Origin of the sequence: Nitrosomonas communis, from assembly GCF_001007935.1 — a bacterium.
GTDB classification, from domain to species: Bacteria; Pseudomonadota; Gammaproteobacteria; order Burkholderiales; family Nitrosomonadaceae; genus Nitrosomonas; species Nitrosomonas communis.
Window position 1 is genome coordinate 610,342 of sequence record NZ_CP011451.1, and the last position, 16,319, is coordinate 626,660.

Genomic DNA, 16,319 nt, shown 5'->3' on the forward strand with positions numbered 1-16,319 from the left:
TAAACTCCTACCCAAGGCTGCCTCAGAAATTTCTGTTGATTTGAATATAGCTCTCTACCGCTCTGTAGCTGTATAATTTCATTTCCAATCAAAACTGACGCGAAGGCAAGCCGCAGACAGTATCAATAATGCGGCAAGGCAAAGAAGACCAAGTCAGGCCGACAAACGCAGTTTTGAGTTAGAAATGGAATTACAATATTTCTGCTTCATCAAGCCATTTATGCAATAGTATTCATCATGTTGGTAGAAATACCCTTTTACACACCTATTTTTTGTCAATCCCCAAACAATTTACTTTCATGTCAGATGATAAATCCTAATCTATATGCTTCCAATTAGTTCGATTTTACAGAAATCCAGAATAGCTCTGAGTAATTGCTTTAAAACAGTTAATAGAAGTTGTAGCCTATGGTTTCCATTACATCCTTTTTGAGTTAACATTGCCCCCATGACTAAGTATGTCTTTGTGACTGGCGGTGTAGTATCTTCCTTAGGTAAAGGTATTGCCGCAGCTTCATTAGCAGCCCTTCTGGAAAGTCGTGGCATTAAAGTAACGATGCTAAAACTGGATCCTTATATCAACGTCGATCCGGGCACGATGAATCCATTTCAGCACGGGGAGGTTTTTGTTACTGATGATGGCGCAGAAACCGACCTTGATCTAGGACACTATGAGCGTTTCATCACGACAAAGATGGCCAAACGTAATAATTTTACGACAGGCCAAATCTATGAAAGTGTCATTCGTAAAGAGCGGCGAGGAGATTATCTTGGCGGCACAGTACAAGTCATTCCCCATATTACTGATGAAATCAAACTTTTTATCCGTAAGGGTGTGAACGATGCCCAAGTTGCTATTGTAGAAATCGGGGGTACCGTTGGTGATATTGAGTCTTTGCCCTTTTTGGAAGCTATCAGGCAAATGGCAGTGCAGCTTCCATCCCATGACACATGCTTTATTCACTTGACTTTATTACCTTATATTGGATCAGCCGGAGAATTAAAAACCAAACCAACGCAACATTCAGTAAAAGAGCTAAGAGAAATTGGGATACAACCTGATGTGTTGCTTTGTCGAGCCGATCGTATGCTTCCACAAGAAGAACGACGCAAAATTGCTATGTTCACCAATGTCAAGGAAGAAGCTGTTATTTCAGTGATTGATGTCGACAGCATTTACAAAATACCCGCATTGCTGCATGAACAAATGCTGGATGAAATCATCTGTCACAAATTGAATATACTTGCTAAATCAGCCGATCTCACCGTCTGGAAAAAACTGATTTATGATCTAGAGCATCCTAAACACGAGGTAACGATTGCTCTAGTAGGAAAATATGTCGAGCTGACTGAATCATATAAATCCTTATCCGAAGCGTTGATTCATGCTGGTATTCATACGTGCAGCAAAATAAATATATGCTATATCGATTCAGAAGAGATTGAAAAAAATGGTACAGATTGCCTCCTCGGCATGGATGCTATTCTGGTCCCTGGCGGATTTGGTAAACGTGGAGTTGAAGGAAAAATAGAAGCTATTCACTACGCGCGTGTTAAACGAATCCCTTATCTGGGTATCTGTCTGGGTATGCAGTTAGCTGTCATTGAATATGCACGCAATGTGCTTAAACTGGAAGGCGCGCATAGTACAGAATTCAATCCTGCCACGCCTTATCCCGTTCTAGGATTAATCACTGAGTGGCGTACACGCGAGGGACACCTTGAGAAACGTACCGCAAGGACAGATCTAGGAGGAACCATGCGTCTAGGTGGACAGGAATGCCTACTTAAAGAAAATTCATTAGCAGCAAATATTTATGAAGAAAATAAAATCACTGAGCGTCATCGCCATCGCTATGAAGTGAATGCCGAATTTATCTCTCAATTGGAACAGGCAGGACTATACGTAAGCGGGGTATCTGCAGAAGAAAATTTATGTGAAATGATCGAATTATCACAAAGCGAGCACCCCTGGTTTGTCGCCTGTCAGTTTCATCCCGAATTTACTTCTACACCTAGAATGGGACACCCTTTATTCAAAGCTTATGTGAAAGCTGCTATTGATTTTGCCCACAAACACGGCAACTCAGAAAAGAAAAATAGCGCTGAATTAGAAAATTCAATTTGAATCGTTGTAATGTGCTTTATATATTCCTGTTTATTGAATTTATCTACCCAATCTCTCGCAAACAATCCAATGCCAAAAAATGATTGGTTTGTTTAGCCACTAATAATTTAACAATAATATTTAAGTGAAATAACTACAAGGAAAGTCGCATGAGTGCAATAGTGGATGTAATCGCCCGTGAAATTTTAGATTCCCGTGGCAACCCGACCATTGAAGCAGATGTATTACTTGAATCCGGTGTGCTGGGACGCGCATCGGTTCCTTCAGGGGCATCTGTTGGCACTAAAGAAGCAGTAGAATTACGTGATGAAGACAAACAGCGTTACTCAGGGAAAGGCGTATTAAAAGCAGTTGAAAATGTTAATACCGAAATCTCAGAAGCTATTATGGGGCTTGATGCAGTAGAGCAATCTTTCATCGACCAGTCCCTGATAGATCTTGATGGCAGCGAGAATAAATCAAGGTTAGGGGCTAACGCCATTCTCGCTGTTTCCTTAGCGGTCGCCAAAGCAGCCGCTGAGGAATCTGGCTTACCGCTATACCGTTATTTAGGAGGTGTTGGCGCAATGTCATTGCCGGTGCCTATGATGAATCTGATTAACGGTGGCGCACATGCTAATAATAACCTGAATATGCAGGAATTCATGATTATCCCGTTAGGCATGCAAAGTTTTCGCGAGGCGGTACGATGTGGTGCTGAGATATTTAGCACACTCAAATCACTCATCAATAAAAAAAATATGCCAACAACGGTCGGGGATGAGGGAGGGTTTGCCCCCAATCTCATGAGTAATGAAGAAGCGCTCAAGCTGATCGTACAGGCTATTGATCAGGCGGGTTATCTACCGGGTTCTGATGTTGCTATTGGTATTGATTGCGCCAGTTCTGAGTTTTATAAGGATGGAAAATATCATATCGATTCAGAAGGATTGAGTTTTACCTCAGCCCAATTTGTTGACTATCTTGCTAGCTGGGTAGATAAATATCCCATCCTCAGCATTGAAGACGGCATGAGCGAGCATGATTGGGGTGGTTGGGAGCTACTTACAAATAAACTAGGCAAATTAGTGCAGCTTGTTGGCGATGATGTATTCGTTACTAATACAAAAATTCTAAAAGAAGGCATCGCACGCGGTGTAGCTAATTCCATTTTGATTAAAGTTAATCAAATCGGGACGCTTACGGAAACTTTGTCTGCCATCGAAATGGCTAAGTGTGCTGGTTACACTGCCGTGATATCTCATCGCTCAGGAGAAACGGAAGACACTACCATTGCTGATATTTCGGTCGCAACAAGCGCATTACAAATTAAAACGGGCTCGCTATCCCGTTCTGATCGCTTAGCAAAATATAACCAATTAATGCGTATCGAAGAGGATCTTAGCGATATGGCTAAATACCCAGGACGGAAAGCTTACTACCAGCTCAGGTAATGAAGAAACTGGCTGTTACGTTTATTGTATTGATTATTCTGGCGCAATACCCCTTGTGGTATGGCAAAGGGAGTTGGCTAAACGTCTATGAAATAGACCAGCAACTGGCTAGCCAGCGTCAAACTAATCAGAAATTACAAAATCGTAATACCGTTCTGGAAGCAGAAGTTAATAATCTTAAGGAAGGGCTCGATGCCATTGAAGAACTCGCCCGCAATGAATTGGGAATGATACGCGCAGATGAGGTTTTTTTTCAGATCATGGAGAGCAATGAAGAAAATAATACGCGAATAGGAAGACAATAGAATGTAATGATTGGGATTATGCTTGGTTCCTTAAGAATAATAATCCCATTATGTTGTCGTAACCCGCGTAAGGCGCAATAACCAGCGGGGTATTGCACCGTATGTGCCACCTCACCATCTGGTGCAATGCGTTACACTTATTGCACCCTACCAGCTAAATCAAACATAGCTTTGTCGGCTCTTCTTGCCGTATTATTTTTATTTATAGCCTGACCAGTTTAAGAATGATCCAGAATGGATAGGATTTAAAGAGCATATCGACGGTTTAGTTGTTTATCCAGTGCTTTGGACAGCGCCTATTCATATTCGATAGGACAATGAGCTTTCTTAACTGGTCAAGCTATAAACTATTAGATTATGGTTAATAAGTTCTTGCCTTAGGCGGAAATGAGCTTACGGTCAAAGGTTTCAGCCGAACAGGTTTATAGTCAATACGACGATCTTCCTTGAAAAATAAAGTATGCTTAAGCCATTTGTCATCATTCCGCTCAGGAAAATCATTCCTGGCATGTGCACCACGACTTTCTCGACGAGCTTCAGCTGATACCATGGTTGCCGTTGCGACTTCAATCAGATTATCGAGTTCTAATGCTTCAACCCGAGCAGTATTAAATACTCTACTTCTATCCTGAATTTCCGTTTGCGCAACACGTTGAGCAACTTCACTGATTTCTTCGACCCCTTCCTTCAGCATGTTAGCAAAGCGAAATACACCACAATATTTCTGCATGGTTTTTCTTAATGCTTCCCCCACTTGGGCCACACTTTCTCCATCTTTCTGGTTATCCAAACGTGCCAATCTTGCAAGTGAGGTATCAGCGATGTCAGCAGGAAGTTGCTTATGGTGGGAATTCCGCTTCAAATCTTCAATAATCTGATTACCTGCTGATCGCCCAAAGACGATAAGGTCCAGTAACGAATTCGTACCCAAACGATTTGCGCCATGGACAGAAACGCAAGCGCACTCCCCTACTGCATAAAAGCCTGGCACAACTTCTTCGGGCCCTGTCTTATATGGCGCTACGACTTGGCCATGCAGATTGGTAGGAATCCCACCCATCATATAATGAGCCGTTGGCACAACAGGGATAGGTTGTTCAATGGGATCGATGTGCGCAAACTTAATTGCGATTTCACGTATTCCCGGTAAGCGTGATTTGATGACCTCAGCGCCAAGATGATCCAGCTTCAGTAAAAGGTGATCAGCATGAGGGCCATAACCTCGCCCCTCTTTTATTTCCGTCGTCAATGCCCGTGATACCACATCGCGACTCGCCAGATCCTTAGCATGTGGGGCATAACGTTCCATGAAACGCTCACCATCCTTATTGATCAGATACCCCCCTTCTCCCCGCACAGCTTCACTGATCAGTACGCCCACACCATACACACCAGTTGGGTGAAATTGCCAGAATTCCATATCTTGCAGCGGGATACCAACACGCGCAGCCATACCGAGGCCATCTCCCGTATTGATAAAGGCATTGGTACTGGCATGAAAGATGCGACCGGCTCCACCTGTGGCAAATAATGTCGCTCTCGCTTGCAGAATCATGACATCACCCGTTTCCATTTCCAGCGCAGTAACACCCAGCACATCGCCTTGTTGATCCCGAATAAGGTCTAATGCCATCCACTCTACAAAAAACTGAGTATTTGCACTCACATTACGTTGATAAAGTGTATGCAACATAGCATGACCTGTACGATCAGCCGCTGCGCAGGATCGTGTAGCCTGCGTATCACCAAAATTCCGAGAATGCCCTCCAAAGGGACGTTGATAAATTTTGCCATTCTCCAGCCGATCAAATGGCATGCCATAGTGTTCGAGCTCGTAAACAACCTCGGGAGCCTGCCGGCACATGAATTCAATTGCATCCTGATCACCAAGATAATCAGATCCTTTCACCGTATCATACATATGCCAATGCCAATTATCCTCGGTGACATTCCCCAGAGAGGCAGCAATACCACCTTGTGCAGCAACGGTATGAGAACGGGTGGGGAACACTTTAGACAGTACGGCTACTTTCAGGCCGGCCTCCGATAATTGTAGTGCAGCGCGCATCCCCGCCCCACCTGCACCCACAATGACGACATCAAATTTTCGTTTAGGGATATTCACGTTAACCCCACAGAATTTCAGCAAACCAGATGAGATATAAAAACAAGGAAATGATGACGACAATATACATCGTCAGACGAATACCTGTGGCGTGCACATAATCCATCAAGACATTACGTATCCCTACCCAGGCATGCCAACAAAGGCTGATAAAAAATAAAAAAGAAACTATTCTTATCCATTGATTGGTAAATAGCGATTTCAGCGCCGCATAATCAGAAATGGGATAGAAGCCGAACAGAAAAGCCAATAGCAGCACATAAACCACCATCACCACGGCTGTAATACGCTGAATTAACCAATCCCGTAAACCATAATGAGCACCTGTTATCACACGATTTAGATTCTTTACCATAAGAGAGCTCCGACCAGTGCTGTCAGGACAAAACCCATTATCAATACAATTTTACTATTCAAACGTGCTTGCTGCAGGGAAGTACCATAATGTAAATCAAGCGCCAGATAACGCATACCGGCGCAAAAATGATGCATGAAAAACCATATTGGCAGTAACAAAGCCCCTTTCACCAATGGATTAGCCAATATCAGTTGTAACTGGGCAAAACCCTCGGGCGAACCTAATAGTTTTTGCAAGCTGCAAAGCAATAATGGAATACCAGGAAAAAATAATAATACCCCACTTATACGATGCAGGATGGAAACCTGCGCTGGCAAGGGCTGCTTAATCTTTAAGAGATTGAGATACTTTGGCCGCTTCCTTTGAAATTTTGCTTCCATAGAATGAGTGATGGACCCTATTATTTTTAGGTAATTGACAACACTAACCGATCTCTACTAAGCCTAGTTTAATCTGTTATCCCGTGTCATACAATGCCAAATCCTTATTTCATAATCTATTTGATGGCTATCTTAATAATGCTCGAATTCTGTGCGGCCCTCACGTCTGATCATTTCATCAATCGTAAGGCCGATCGCTGGCTTGCCATTAAATACCGATCCTGCTCTTTTGTTGTTGAAGTGCTCCAACATGATTCGGTAGGCTGATGGTGGTAATGGGACGAATTCGGCTTTTTTTACCTGAAGGAGAGCATTCTTTAGATAAAATTCAATAAACTGTTTTACTTCAGGCTTTTCTGCCGCCTTGATACTGACATAAATAAAGATCGGACGGGAGAGAGGTCGGTAACTGCCATTCTCAACTGTTTCAACGGATGGCAAGACACCGCCATTACCGCTATCGATCGCAACGGCTTTAACTTTATCCTGATTCTCGATGTAATAGTGAAAACCGAAAAAACCTAACCCATTCTTATTGCTGGCTACTCCTTCCACTAATAGCTTATCGTCTTCAGATTCAATATAATCGCCACGGCTTAATTTTGACTTGCCAACAATAGCCTTAGTGAAGTAATCGAAAGTACCCGATGCTGAATCAGCTCCAAAAAGCTTGAAATCTTCATTTGGCCATGCCGGGTTTATCTGATTCCATTTGGTAATTCTGCCCTGTGCAATGGGCTCCCATATTTTTCTCAATTGTGCGATAGTCATGGTTGTACTCCAATTGTTATCCGGATGAACAGCCACAGTTATGGCATCAAAAGCAATGGGTATTTCCACAAATTTCACACGGGAATTCTTACACTCTGCCATTTCATTTTTCAGAATAGGGCGGGATGCATTCACGATATCTATCTCACCGTGGCAAAATTTTTTGAAACCGCCACCACTACCAGAGATATTAACCATCACTTTGACAGCATCTTTTTTGGCTACCTGGAAATCCTTCGCTATCGCTTTGGTAATGGGATAGACGGTACTGGAGCCATCTATTTTGACAATTGGCTGAGCACTCGCAATATCGGCAGAACCGATTAAGGCACTCATTAAGATAAACACACTCAGCACTTTAAGGTTGTGCACTTGCAACATTTTATCCTCCTTTTGTTTGAGATACCGTTTTCGAGCAGCTTGCTTTAGAGCAGCTTCAGTACTATAAATATAAGAATATTAATAATTTTTTATAGATGTTGAACATGTCCGTTTTCCGATTGTTCAAAACTTAAATTACATACTCTTTCTGAATCAGAAACTAACACTTAAGCAAGCGCACTATAGTTCTAGAATCACTACCTCACCGCACAATCAATTGCCGATCTAGATTTAGTGCACAACTACTCTTCATATCCAGCCGAGAATTCAGTAAATAATCCAATATTCTCGGCGTGTGAAAAACTTTAGCAGTGTGTTTTCTTTATCCCCGCTCAGAAATCAACTGTAATCTGTGACAGGAATGCAGCAAAATCGCCATTATCCCATCCGCGAGTACGTGCACCGGCACCACCAGAATAACCTTGAGTATCGGTAGTGGGAGCTCCAGATGTGTCGATATCCAGCAAATAAACGATATTGTTCTGAAATTTGACGTTCGAATGAGGATACCAATTTAGGCCAAACCTAAACATTGAAGCTCGCCCCCCTCTGATGACACCAGAGTTCATGTCAATATAATCATAACCCGCAGCAACCTCCCATGCACCAAAACCTGAGCCGTTCCAATTAAACGGTTTCTTGGGTTTAATCCGGTTTGCTGCACCATTTCTAACATGATAAGCCTTAGATTCACCAGTCAGGAAGTAGCTCACAAAACCGTAGTAACCAGTCAAATGCTCATTGTCATAACCGACGCCATTGATATTGGTACGTAAAAACTCAGCTTGCGCTGAAAATGGCCCATAAACTAACCAGGACTCTGCCCCGTAACGATCAAAACTAGAGATCTGGCGACGATTCGGATCAGTTAATGCACCATTACTGAGGTTTCCGGTATTCAGAATATTGGTACGATCAACGTTTGTTCCCGGGAATGCTGTGAACGACATTCCGCCCCCTCCTCCGCCTGATCCCTCACCCACCATGGTGCCATCAGCCCGGTACTGAGTATTGACGTCAGTATGACCCGCAGAGATACCCACATGCAGGAATTTGGTCTCATCTTCCATCCACGGCCTGCCAGTGATACGCCCGATCGCTGTCCAGCCCGTATCGCCAGAGCCGTTATTGCGACTCTGATTGCCGTTAGCGTTGACCGAGGTGGAAGCCGATGACCATCCACCAACAGGTTCTGTTTGAAAGGCAATTCCCGTCTGCCAACGCGGAACGGCATAATTGACACCTATCCCTGTTTTGTAAGTATTAGGGTTGTCGACGAAAGAGTTAACTGCCATATGACGTTCAATAAAGGTAAGAAAACGGTTACTCGCCGCTTCTTCCAAGCTGAATGGTTCCTTGAACGAACCAATTTTGTAGGATAATGCATCAGTATGGTTCAGCCGCACAAAAGCATCGGTAATTCCAGAGGCTACCGTACCATTGCCACGACTAAAATCGAACTCAAATTTATAATCCCATATTTTGAAAAAAGTACCTTCTACGCCAAGACGTGCCCGGCGGATATTCGCACCGCTATTCAGTTCATTGGGTGTACTATGACCAAAAGCCGGATTAGGATCGTTGATAAAATTGTATTGTGCGGCTGGTTGGATACGTCCATTCACAGCAAATGAGAAATTGCCGTCTTTAGTTTTAAAGTGCAAACCCCGATCATCAAACTCCATATGAACTTTTTCGGCTTCCTTGACGCGTTCTTCAAGCACTGAAACCTTGTCGGCAAGGTTCTCATTCGCAGCTTTATCCGCCACCTCCGTGGTCTGATCTTTACGGCTGGGAGTTAATTCAGCCGACTCAGTTTTGCTCGGTGACTCTGCTGAAGTCTGTGACGGTGCTGATCGTACTTTTGGTGTTTCAGTTTTTGCAGGCACATCTTCAGATTTTACAAACGTACCCAACAGTACTCGACCAGGCCCCGGTTCAGCAAAAATTTGCTTGGTATTGGTATCGACGTAAAGCTCTAAAGCCATAACGTCTGAAACAACTCCGGCACTCAAGACCAAAGAGAGTGCTAGCGCTTGCTTGAATATCCTCATGTTCTGTCCTAAATGAATTGTCATTAGGGACAGCATGTTAGAGGATCAATATTACAGATTTATGACATTCGTGACGAAACTTGGAAAGTAAATAAGCCGATCAAAACCTGAAGAATTGGAAATCACTCTTTATTAACAGGATTCAACCAGGAGACTAACTATACTAAGTAAGATTTGAATCAGTAAGTGAAACAACAAGTAGTACAAAGCGCACGGAGGACGCTTGCTCAAAAAGCGAGCGTTTGATGCCTCAGCCATTGAGAAGCCAATCAAAATAGTCTCCGGCTTTGCCGGAAACTATCTATTTTATAAGCGCCTTTCCAGTTTGACGACGTCATCAATGCTAAGATCCAATTTGCTCTCACCACCAAAGACGGTCCCTACTTTTCTTTGCTTAAGGTGATCGAGGTTCAACTGATAAATCTCTGCCGGCAAAGGAAAGTATTTAACTTCTTTTACGAGGGCGGGTGCATTTTTCATATAGAAATTGACGAATTCATTCACTTCCGGCTTATCTGCCGCTTTGGCATTGACATAAATAAAGATCGGGCGAGATAAGGGTTGATAACTGCCATTTTCTACTGTTTCTGCTGAAGGAATAACACCGCCCTTACCATTATCGATCGCAGCAGCATTAACTTTCTTCTTGTTCTCAGTGTAATAGGCAAAACCAAAGAAACCCAGGCTATACTTATCCGTTGCGATCCCTTGTACCAGTACGTTATCATCTTCAGACGCAGTAAAGTCGCCGCGGCTCGATTTTGCCTTACCCACAATGGCTTCTGTAAAATAATCGAATGTTCCGGAATCCGCACCTGCACCAAATAACTTGATTTTTTCATCAGGCCAGGCCGGATTGACCTGATTCCATTTGGTTATTTTTCCCTGTGCCGACGGCTCCCATATTTTTTTCAGCTCGGCAACAGTGATCGTTCTGCTCCAGGTATTCTGGGGATTAATGGCGACGGTTAAGGCATCAAAAGCAATTGGCATTTCTATATACTGAACACCTGCTGCTTTGCAAGCTTCCATTTCAGAATGCTGGATTGGTCTCGAGGCATTAACGATATCGATTTCTCCTCGACAAAACTTCTTAAACCCACCGCCTGTCCCCGATATACCTACTGTTACCCGAACGCCACCTTTTTTAGCGATCTGAAAATCTTCCGCAACGGCTTCTGTAATGGGATAAACCGTACTAGAACCATCCATCGTCACAACAGGACCGGCATGGGCTGGGTTATTCATCGTGATCGCCGTTGTCAAGGTCATCACGAAAGGGATAATTTTGAGTAGGTGTGATTTCAAAGTAAGTTCCTCCGTACATAATTAGCGCTGCAAATTAATGATATCACTTAGTAAAATAAGCCATTCCATTTCCAAATCAAACATGACGCGAGGCGAACCACAGACAGTATCCATCATAAGACAAGGTAAAGCCGACAAAGTCAGTTTTGATGTAGAAACGGAATAACGAATACTAGTAGATAAATATTGCAAAATTGTGACAAGCTACTGAAAGCTTACTATTCACAGATTATCCGGCTTGCAGGCGCCCTTTCAGTGTACCCCAGCAGCTACTCATGCGGAGTTTTGTTAAAAAAACAATCGCTCTAACTCTACTCCCGGATCGTCTGCGCGCATAAATGTCTCCCCTACCAAAAACGTATTGACCTGATGCGCCTGCATCAAGGCGACATCATCACGTGTTTTAATGCCGCTTTCAGTCACAACAATCTTTTCCTCCGGAATTTGTTCGAGCAATTTCAAAGTCGTATCCAGGCGTGTTTCAAAAGTACGCAAATTGCGATTGTTGATCCCGATCAGCGGCGTAGCCAACTGCAAGGCAAGTTCAAGTTCATCGGCATCGTGCACTTCAACCAGTACTGCCATTCCGAGCGAGTGCGCCAGTAATTCGAGTTGATGCATACGTGCCAGTGGATCAGACGCCTGCTCTTCATCGGGATAAGGAAACAGCTGAAAAGCAGAAACGATCAGCAGAATACAATCTGCTCCCATGGCGCGCGATTCAAATACCTGATAATCATCCAGAAGGAAGTCCTTACGCAACACCGGTAGCTCACAGGCTGCGCGCGCCTGTTTTAAATAATCCGCACTCCCCATAAAGAACTGTTTGTCTGTCAAAACAGATAGGCAAGCTGCACCATGGCTGGCATAACTTGCCGCAATTTCTGCCGGATCAAAACCTTCGATCTCGGCACCCTGTGTATTCCCCATGGTCAAGTCAGAAGAAGCTGCTGATGTGACCCGCCCACGCAACAATCCCTTGCTTGGGCTCGCCTGTTTTATTTCAGCAATTACCGCAGGAAATCCCTGCTTAATTTTGCTGTGAATAGCACCAACAAAATCACGTGCAGGATTTGCCGCTTCAGCTTCTGCTTGTATTACGGATAATGGTTTCGATACCTTGGCTGCTGCCACTTCTTGCACTTTAACGGTAAGAATTTTATTCAGAATGTCAGACATGCTTGCATCCTAGCTACTTTTATGATGAGAAAATTCAATTAAATCCTGCATCTTTTTCCTGGCTGCCCCACTTGCGAGAACATCCCGTGCTTTTTCGATCCCTTCGGCAAGCGATGACGTCATTCCCGCCACGTAAATCGCTGCGCCTGCATTCAATAAAACAATGTCTCTCGCGTGACCAGGTTGATTATCCAGCACAGCGAGCAGCATTTCTTTGGCATGGATTAGATCGGTTACTTTAATCGTTTCAATCGGTGCACTGGCAATCCCAAAATCCTCTGGCTGGATGGTATATTCATAAATTTCACCCTGCTTAAGTTCGCCTACTCTGGTTTCCCCGGTAATCGTGATCTCATCCAGACCATCATAACCGTGCACGACCATGACATGATGGCTACCCAGCCGTTGTAGCACGCGCGTAATAAGGCTGACCAGCTTCGCATCAAACACACCTAATAGCTGATTTCTGGCACCGGCAGGATTAGTCAGTGGCCCCAGAATATTGAATAAGGTGCGCACCCCCAGTTCTCGCCGCACCGGAGCAGCATGCTTCATGGCATGATGAAAATTAGGTGCAAACATGAAACCGACACCGATGCGATCAATTGACCGGGCGATTTGCTGAGGCGTTTGATCCAGATTGATTCCGATTGCTTCGAGCACATCCGCACTGCCTGATTTACTCGATACTGAGCGTCCGCCGTGTTTGGCCACCTGTGCCCCGGCGGCTGCGGCAACAAAAGCTGAGGCAGTGGAAACATTGAAGGTATGGGAAGTATCGCCCCCCGTTCCACAGGTATCCACTAAATGGGTCAAATCCGACACATCAACCCGTTCAGCAAATTCACGCATCACCTGTGCGGCGGCAGCAATTTCTTCGATGGTCTCTTTTTTTACCCGCAGCCCGGTGATAATGGCAGCAATCAAGGCAGGAGACAACTCGCCTGCCATAATTTTGCGCATCAGCGCCAGCATGTCATCGTATGGAATTTCGCGCTGCTCGATCAGGCGAGTGAGTATGGCTTGTGGGCTCACAGATTAACTAGCTTTATGAAATGCGTTATTTTTTGCTTCCGAACCACCCGCCAGAAAATTCTGGAGTAATTCATGACCCTGTTCACTCAGAATTGACTCAGGATGAAACTGCACCCCCTCGATCGGCAGCGTCTTATGGCGCACCCCCATGATTTCCCCATCTTCCGTCCAGGCGGTAATCTCCAGACAATCCGGCAAACTTTCACGTTCAATCACGAGAGAATGATAACGCGTCGCCACAAACGGATTAGGCAAACCGCGAAATACCCCGACATCATGGTGAAAAATTTGAGAAGTTTTACCATGCATGAGCTGTTTGGCGTGAACGATGCGGCCACCGAATGCCTGGCCAATACTCTGGTGACCCAGACATACCCCGAGTGTTGGCACCTGCCCCGCGTAATCTTTAAGCAACGATAAAGAAATACCGGCTTCATTCGGCGTACAAGGTCCCGGGGAAATAACAATTCTGTCAGGATGAAGCTGTTTAATACGCTCCAGCGTTATTTCATCATTACGGAAAACCTCGACTTCTTCACCGAGCTCACCCAGATATTGCACCAGGTTATAGGTGAAGGAATCATAATTGTCGATCATTAGCAGCATATAGAAGCTATGTTTTTGAATTATTTAATTACCGATTAAAATAATATAGTTTGATACCCGCTAAATACCCATTTTTTTTGATGATTCTCGGCTCCAGTAATCGGCTCCGGTAATCTGAAAATGCGTAAAAGATGGTTATTATCCACTATTATGGCTTCGTTATAAACACCAGATAAAACCAAATCCAATGATTAAAAGGTTGTAGTAGATTAGCTTATTAAAAACGGAGTCAAAACTTATTCAACTCTCTTTAAAATATAGCTCGGTCAGTTTGCTAAAATCAGTAATTTTGACATGAAATCAATATAGCTAGCATTCCTTATTTCTTTTTTAACAAGCTCAATGGTTCATGCTCAAAACTATGACCAATTTGTTGGAACATTGCGGGCAGGCTTCAGGCAGATTTCATATAGCGGCAAGCTACAAGGTTGTAAGATAAATTTTGAAACATCTGCACAAGATTTTGCTTATCGAGCAGGCGGACCAATAATCGCTGGTAGTAGCATAGCTTTATATATTGAGCCGTTCGGGATGATGCTAAAACCAGGTGTTGCTGATGTATTGAATAACAATATTGTAGAAGCACCCTATTACGCCTTTATAAAAACATCAAATGGTACTACTGCTGGCAGTATATACGAGTCCTATGACGCAGATAACAAAGGCTATCGCTTATTTGTTCCTCAAACTAATAAGACAACAATGGCCGTGATGATAGATATTCTTAGCGGTGAAAAGCCAACTATAGGCTTCAATCGTAGTAAAAGCGGCTTTATGATTAAATCTGACTTATTCAGAAATTGGTTTGAATAAGAACTACCAAATAACGTCATTGAAGTTATCCTTTCGGCCATAAAGCTAATCAGTCAATATCACTCAATATCCTGCGTAATCTGAAAAACGTAACAACTTCGCTGCAGCTAATGCCATAAGCATTAATAATATACAGTGCCATATAAATAAATTATTAAGTAATAAGCGCATAGATAGCTCATTAGAATTGATTGCTCTCTCATTTTTTGTAACCATTACTGGAGTAATGTTCATTGGGGCTACTTATTCTCTAAAGCAGGTTATCCATTTGGACGTATCTTAACTAATTCGTTACTGATGATTTATTATTCTTTTTTGCCTTATCATTCGTATTTGTTTCTTGGAGTACTTTTAATCTGCCAGAAGATATGCTACCAGTAATATTTCCCGTAACAGTATTTGGCTTATTTTTTTTGCTAAAAAACAAATATAAAGAAAGTCAAAAAATCTTTTTTGCTCCGGGTTCACAACATAATGGAGAAACGCATACAAAGGTATTTCAATGTCCAGAATGTGCGCAAAAACTTCGAGTATCTATACCGCCATCGACTGCAATAGGGAAATGTCCATCCTGTAACACACGTTATAAGCTAAGTCAGGATGCCAACGGCTTTTTATACGTTTATTTAGTAAACAATATCGATAACGAAGATAGCGAACTAACCCTCAGCATTTCTAAATGCTACGCGATTCTTGGGGTTCGGTTGGATGCAACTCCTTCCGACATAAAATGGGCCTATAAAAGGAAAATTAAGGAATATCATCCCGATAAAGTATCTACTCTTGGTGTTGAAATACGAGACCTTGCAGAAAGAAAATCAAAAGAAATTATTGGTGCTTATAGAATGCTTAAGGAGTATGGGCTTGCTGAGTAACTTGCCTGTAAAAATTAGAATTTAATCTGGCGTATTCAAAAATAAAATAAGATAAACGCTGACAATTGCCATCATTGTAATGAGCTCTTTTGGTCAAATAAAATGAAACATCCCTTGCTGCAATAACCTCAACAACTCTATTTCACTTCATTTAATAATTATCACTTCTTTCAGAAGTAATAATTTTTTTGCTGTAAATTCCAAAAGCATGGAAGATATGTGAAAACTATATAATTACTAGTTGTGCTTGATTTTTGTTAGCAATCATCAGGAAGAATACCTATGAAGCTTCTAGATTTTATTGGAATCCGTAGGAGAGAAGAGAAACGTATCGAGCTCTATCAGGGCGACCTGACGGACCTATCACCAGCCGAAGGATTCGATCTTCTGGTCGTTTTCAGCCTTTCCGAATGAATACACCCCACTCCTTCCTCACTGAGAAGTCGCGAAACTGACGAGGATATTATCTTTCCTGTCTACCTCTACACAACTCAGCTTCCGACCTACATGAAATATCGAAACTACTTTGATTGCCGTGAAGGGAACAGATCAAAGATAAGGGAAGCAT

Annotated in this window: 14 protein-coding genes; 5 read left to right on the forward strand and 9 right to left on the reverse strand. The window is 43.1% G+C overall.

The window, feature by feature from the left end; translation table 11 throughout:
- Positions 1-448 precede the first annotated feature (448 nt).
- From AAW31_RS02745 to ftsB, 3 genes are all read left to right on the forward strand, one after another.
- Positions 449-2,128: a CTP synthase gene (locus tag AAW31_RS02745; RefSeq protein WP_046849055.1), complete on the forward strand. Its 1,680-nt coding sequence runs from the start codon at positions 449-451 to the stop codon at positions 2,126-2,128.
- A 149-nt stretch (positions 2,129-2,277) separates the two neighbouring features.
- Entirely contained in the window at positions 2,278-3,561 is a 1,284-nt protein-coding gene (gene eno / locus AAW31_RS02750) for a phosphopyruvate hydratase (RefSeq protein ID WP_046849056.1), read from the forward strand.
- On the forward strand, positions 3,561-3,866 hold the full coding sequence (gene ftsB / locus AAW31_RS02755; protein WP_046849057.1) for a cell division protein FtsB: 306 nt from the start codon (positions 3,561-3,563) through the stop codon (positions 3,864-3,866). Before eno ends, ftsB begins: the two co-directional genes overlap by 1 nt.
- Positions 3,867-4,227: 361 nt before the next feature.
- On the opposite strand, the gene sdhA is transcribed toward ftsB, so the two are convergent.
- The 9 genes from sdhA to AAW31_RS02800 all read right to left on the reverse strand — a co-directional run bounded on the left by sdhA (position 4,228) and on the right by AAW31_RS02800 (position 14,063).
- Entirely contained in the window at positions 4,228-5,991 is a 1,764-nt protein-coding gene (gene sdhA, locus AAW31_RS02760) for a succinate dehydrogenase flavoprotein subunit (protein ID WP_046849058.1), read from the reverse strand.
- Between the two features lies 1 nt (position 5,992).
- Positions 5,993-6,346, reverse strand: a complete 354-nt coding sequence (gene sdhD, locus AAW31_RS02765) for a succinate dehydrogenase, hydrophobic membrane anchor protein (RefSeq protein ID WP_046849059.1) — start codon at positions 6,344-6,346, stop codon at positions 5,993-5,995.
- On the reverse strand, positions 6,340-6,729 hold the full coding sequence (sdhC, locus tag AAW31_RS02770; protein ID WP_046849060.1) for a succinate dehydrogenase, cytochrome b556 subunit: 390 nt from the start codon (positions 6,727-6,729) through the stop codon (positions 6,340-6,342). Before sdhC ends, sdhD begins: the two co-directional genes overlap by 7 nt.
- Positions 6,730-6,861: 132 nt before the next feature.
- Positions 6,862-7,881, reverse strand: coding sequence for a PstS family phosphate ABC transporter substrate-binding protein (locus AAW31_RS02775; RefSeq protein ID WP_046849061.1), 1,020 nt, complete (start codon positions 7,879-7,881; stop codon positions 6,862-6,864).
- A gap of 332 nt (positions 7,882-8,213) precedes the next feature.
- On the reverse strand, positions 8,214-9,959 hold the full coding sequence (locus AAW31_RS02780) for an OprO/OprP family phosphate-selective porin (RefSeq protein WP_235264477.1): 1,746 nt from the start codon (positions 9,957-9,959) through the stop codon (positions 8,214-8,216).
- Between the two features lie 282 nt (positions 9,960-10,241).
- On the reverse strand, positions 10,242-11,207 hold the full coding sequence (locus AAW31_RS02785) for a PstS family phosphate ABC transporter substrate-binding protein (RefSeq protein ID WP_046849063.1): 966 nt from the start codon (positions 11,205-11,207) through the stop codon (positions 10,242-10,244).
- A 324-nt stretch (positions 11,208-11,531) separates the two neighbouring features.
- A complete protein-coding gene (locus AAW31_RS02790; protein WP_046849064.1) occupies positions 11,532-12,422 on the reverse strand; it encodes an indole-3-glycerol phosphate synthase TrpC in 891 nt (296 codons plus the stop codon).
- A gap of 9 nt (positions 12,423-12,431) precedes the next feature.
- Positions 12,432-13,457 (reverse strand): anthranilate phosphoribosyltransferase, encoded by a 1,026-nt coding sequence (gene trpD / locus AAW31_RS02795; RefSeq protein ID WP_046849065.1) that lies wholly within the window; start codon positions 13,455-13,457, stop codon positions 12,432-12,434.
- A gap of 3 nt (positions 13,458-13,460) precedes the next feature.
- Positions 13,461-14,063, reverse strand: a complete 603-nt coding sequence (locus AAW31_RS02800; protein WP_046849066.1) for an anthranilate synthase component II — start codon at positions 14,061-14,063, stop codon at positions 13,461-13,463.
- Between the two features lie 342 nt (positions 14,064-14,405).
- On the opposite strand from AAW31_RS02800, the gene AAW31_RS02805 reads away from it, so the two are divergent.
- Positions 14,406-14,876: a hypothetical protein gene (locus AAW31_RS02805; protein ID WP_046849067.1), complete on the forward strand. Its 471-nt coding sequence runs from the start codon at positions 14,406-14,408 to the stop codon at positions 14,874-14,876.
- 368 nt (positions 14,877-15,244) lie between these two features.
- Entirely contained in the window at positions 15,245-15,751 is a 507-nt protein-coding gene (locus AAW31_RS18685) for a J domain-containing protein (protein ID WP_052752041.1), read from the forward strand.
- The last annotated feature ends 568 nt before the right edge of the window (positions 15,752-16,319 follow it).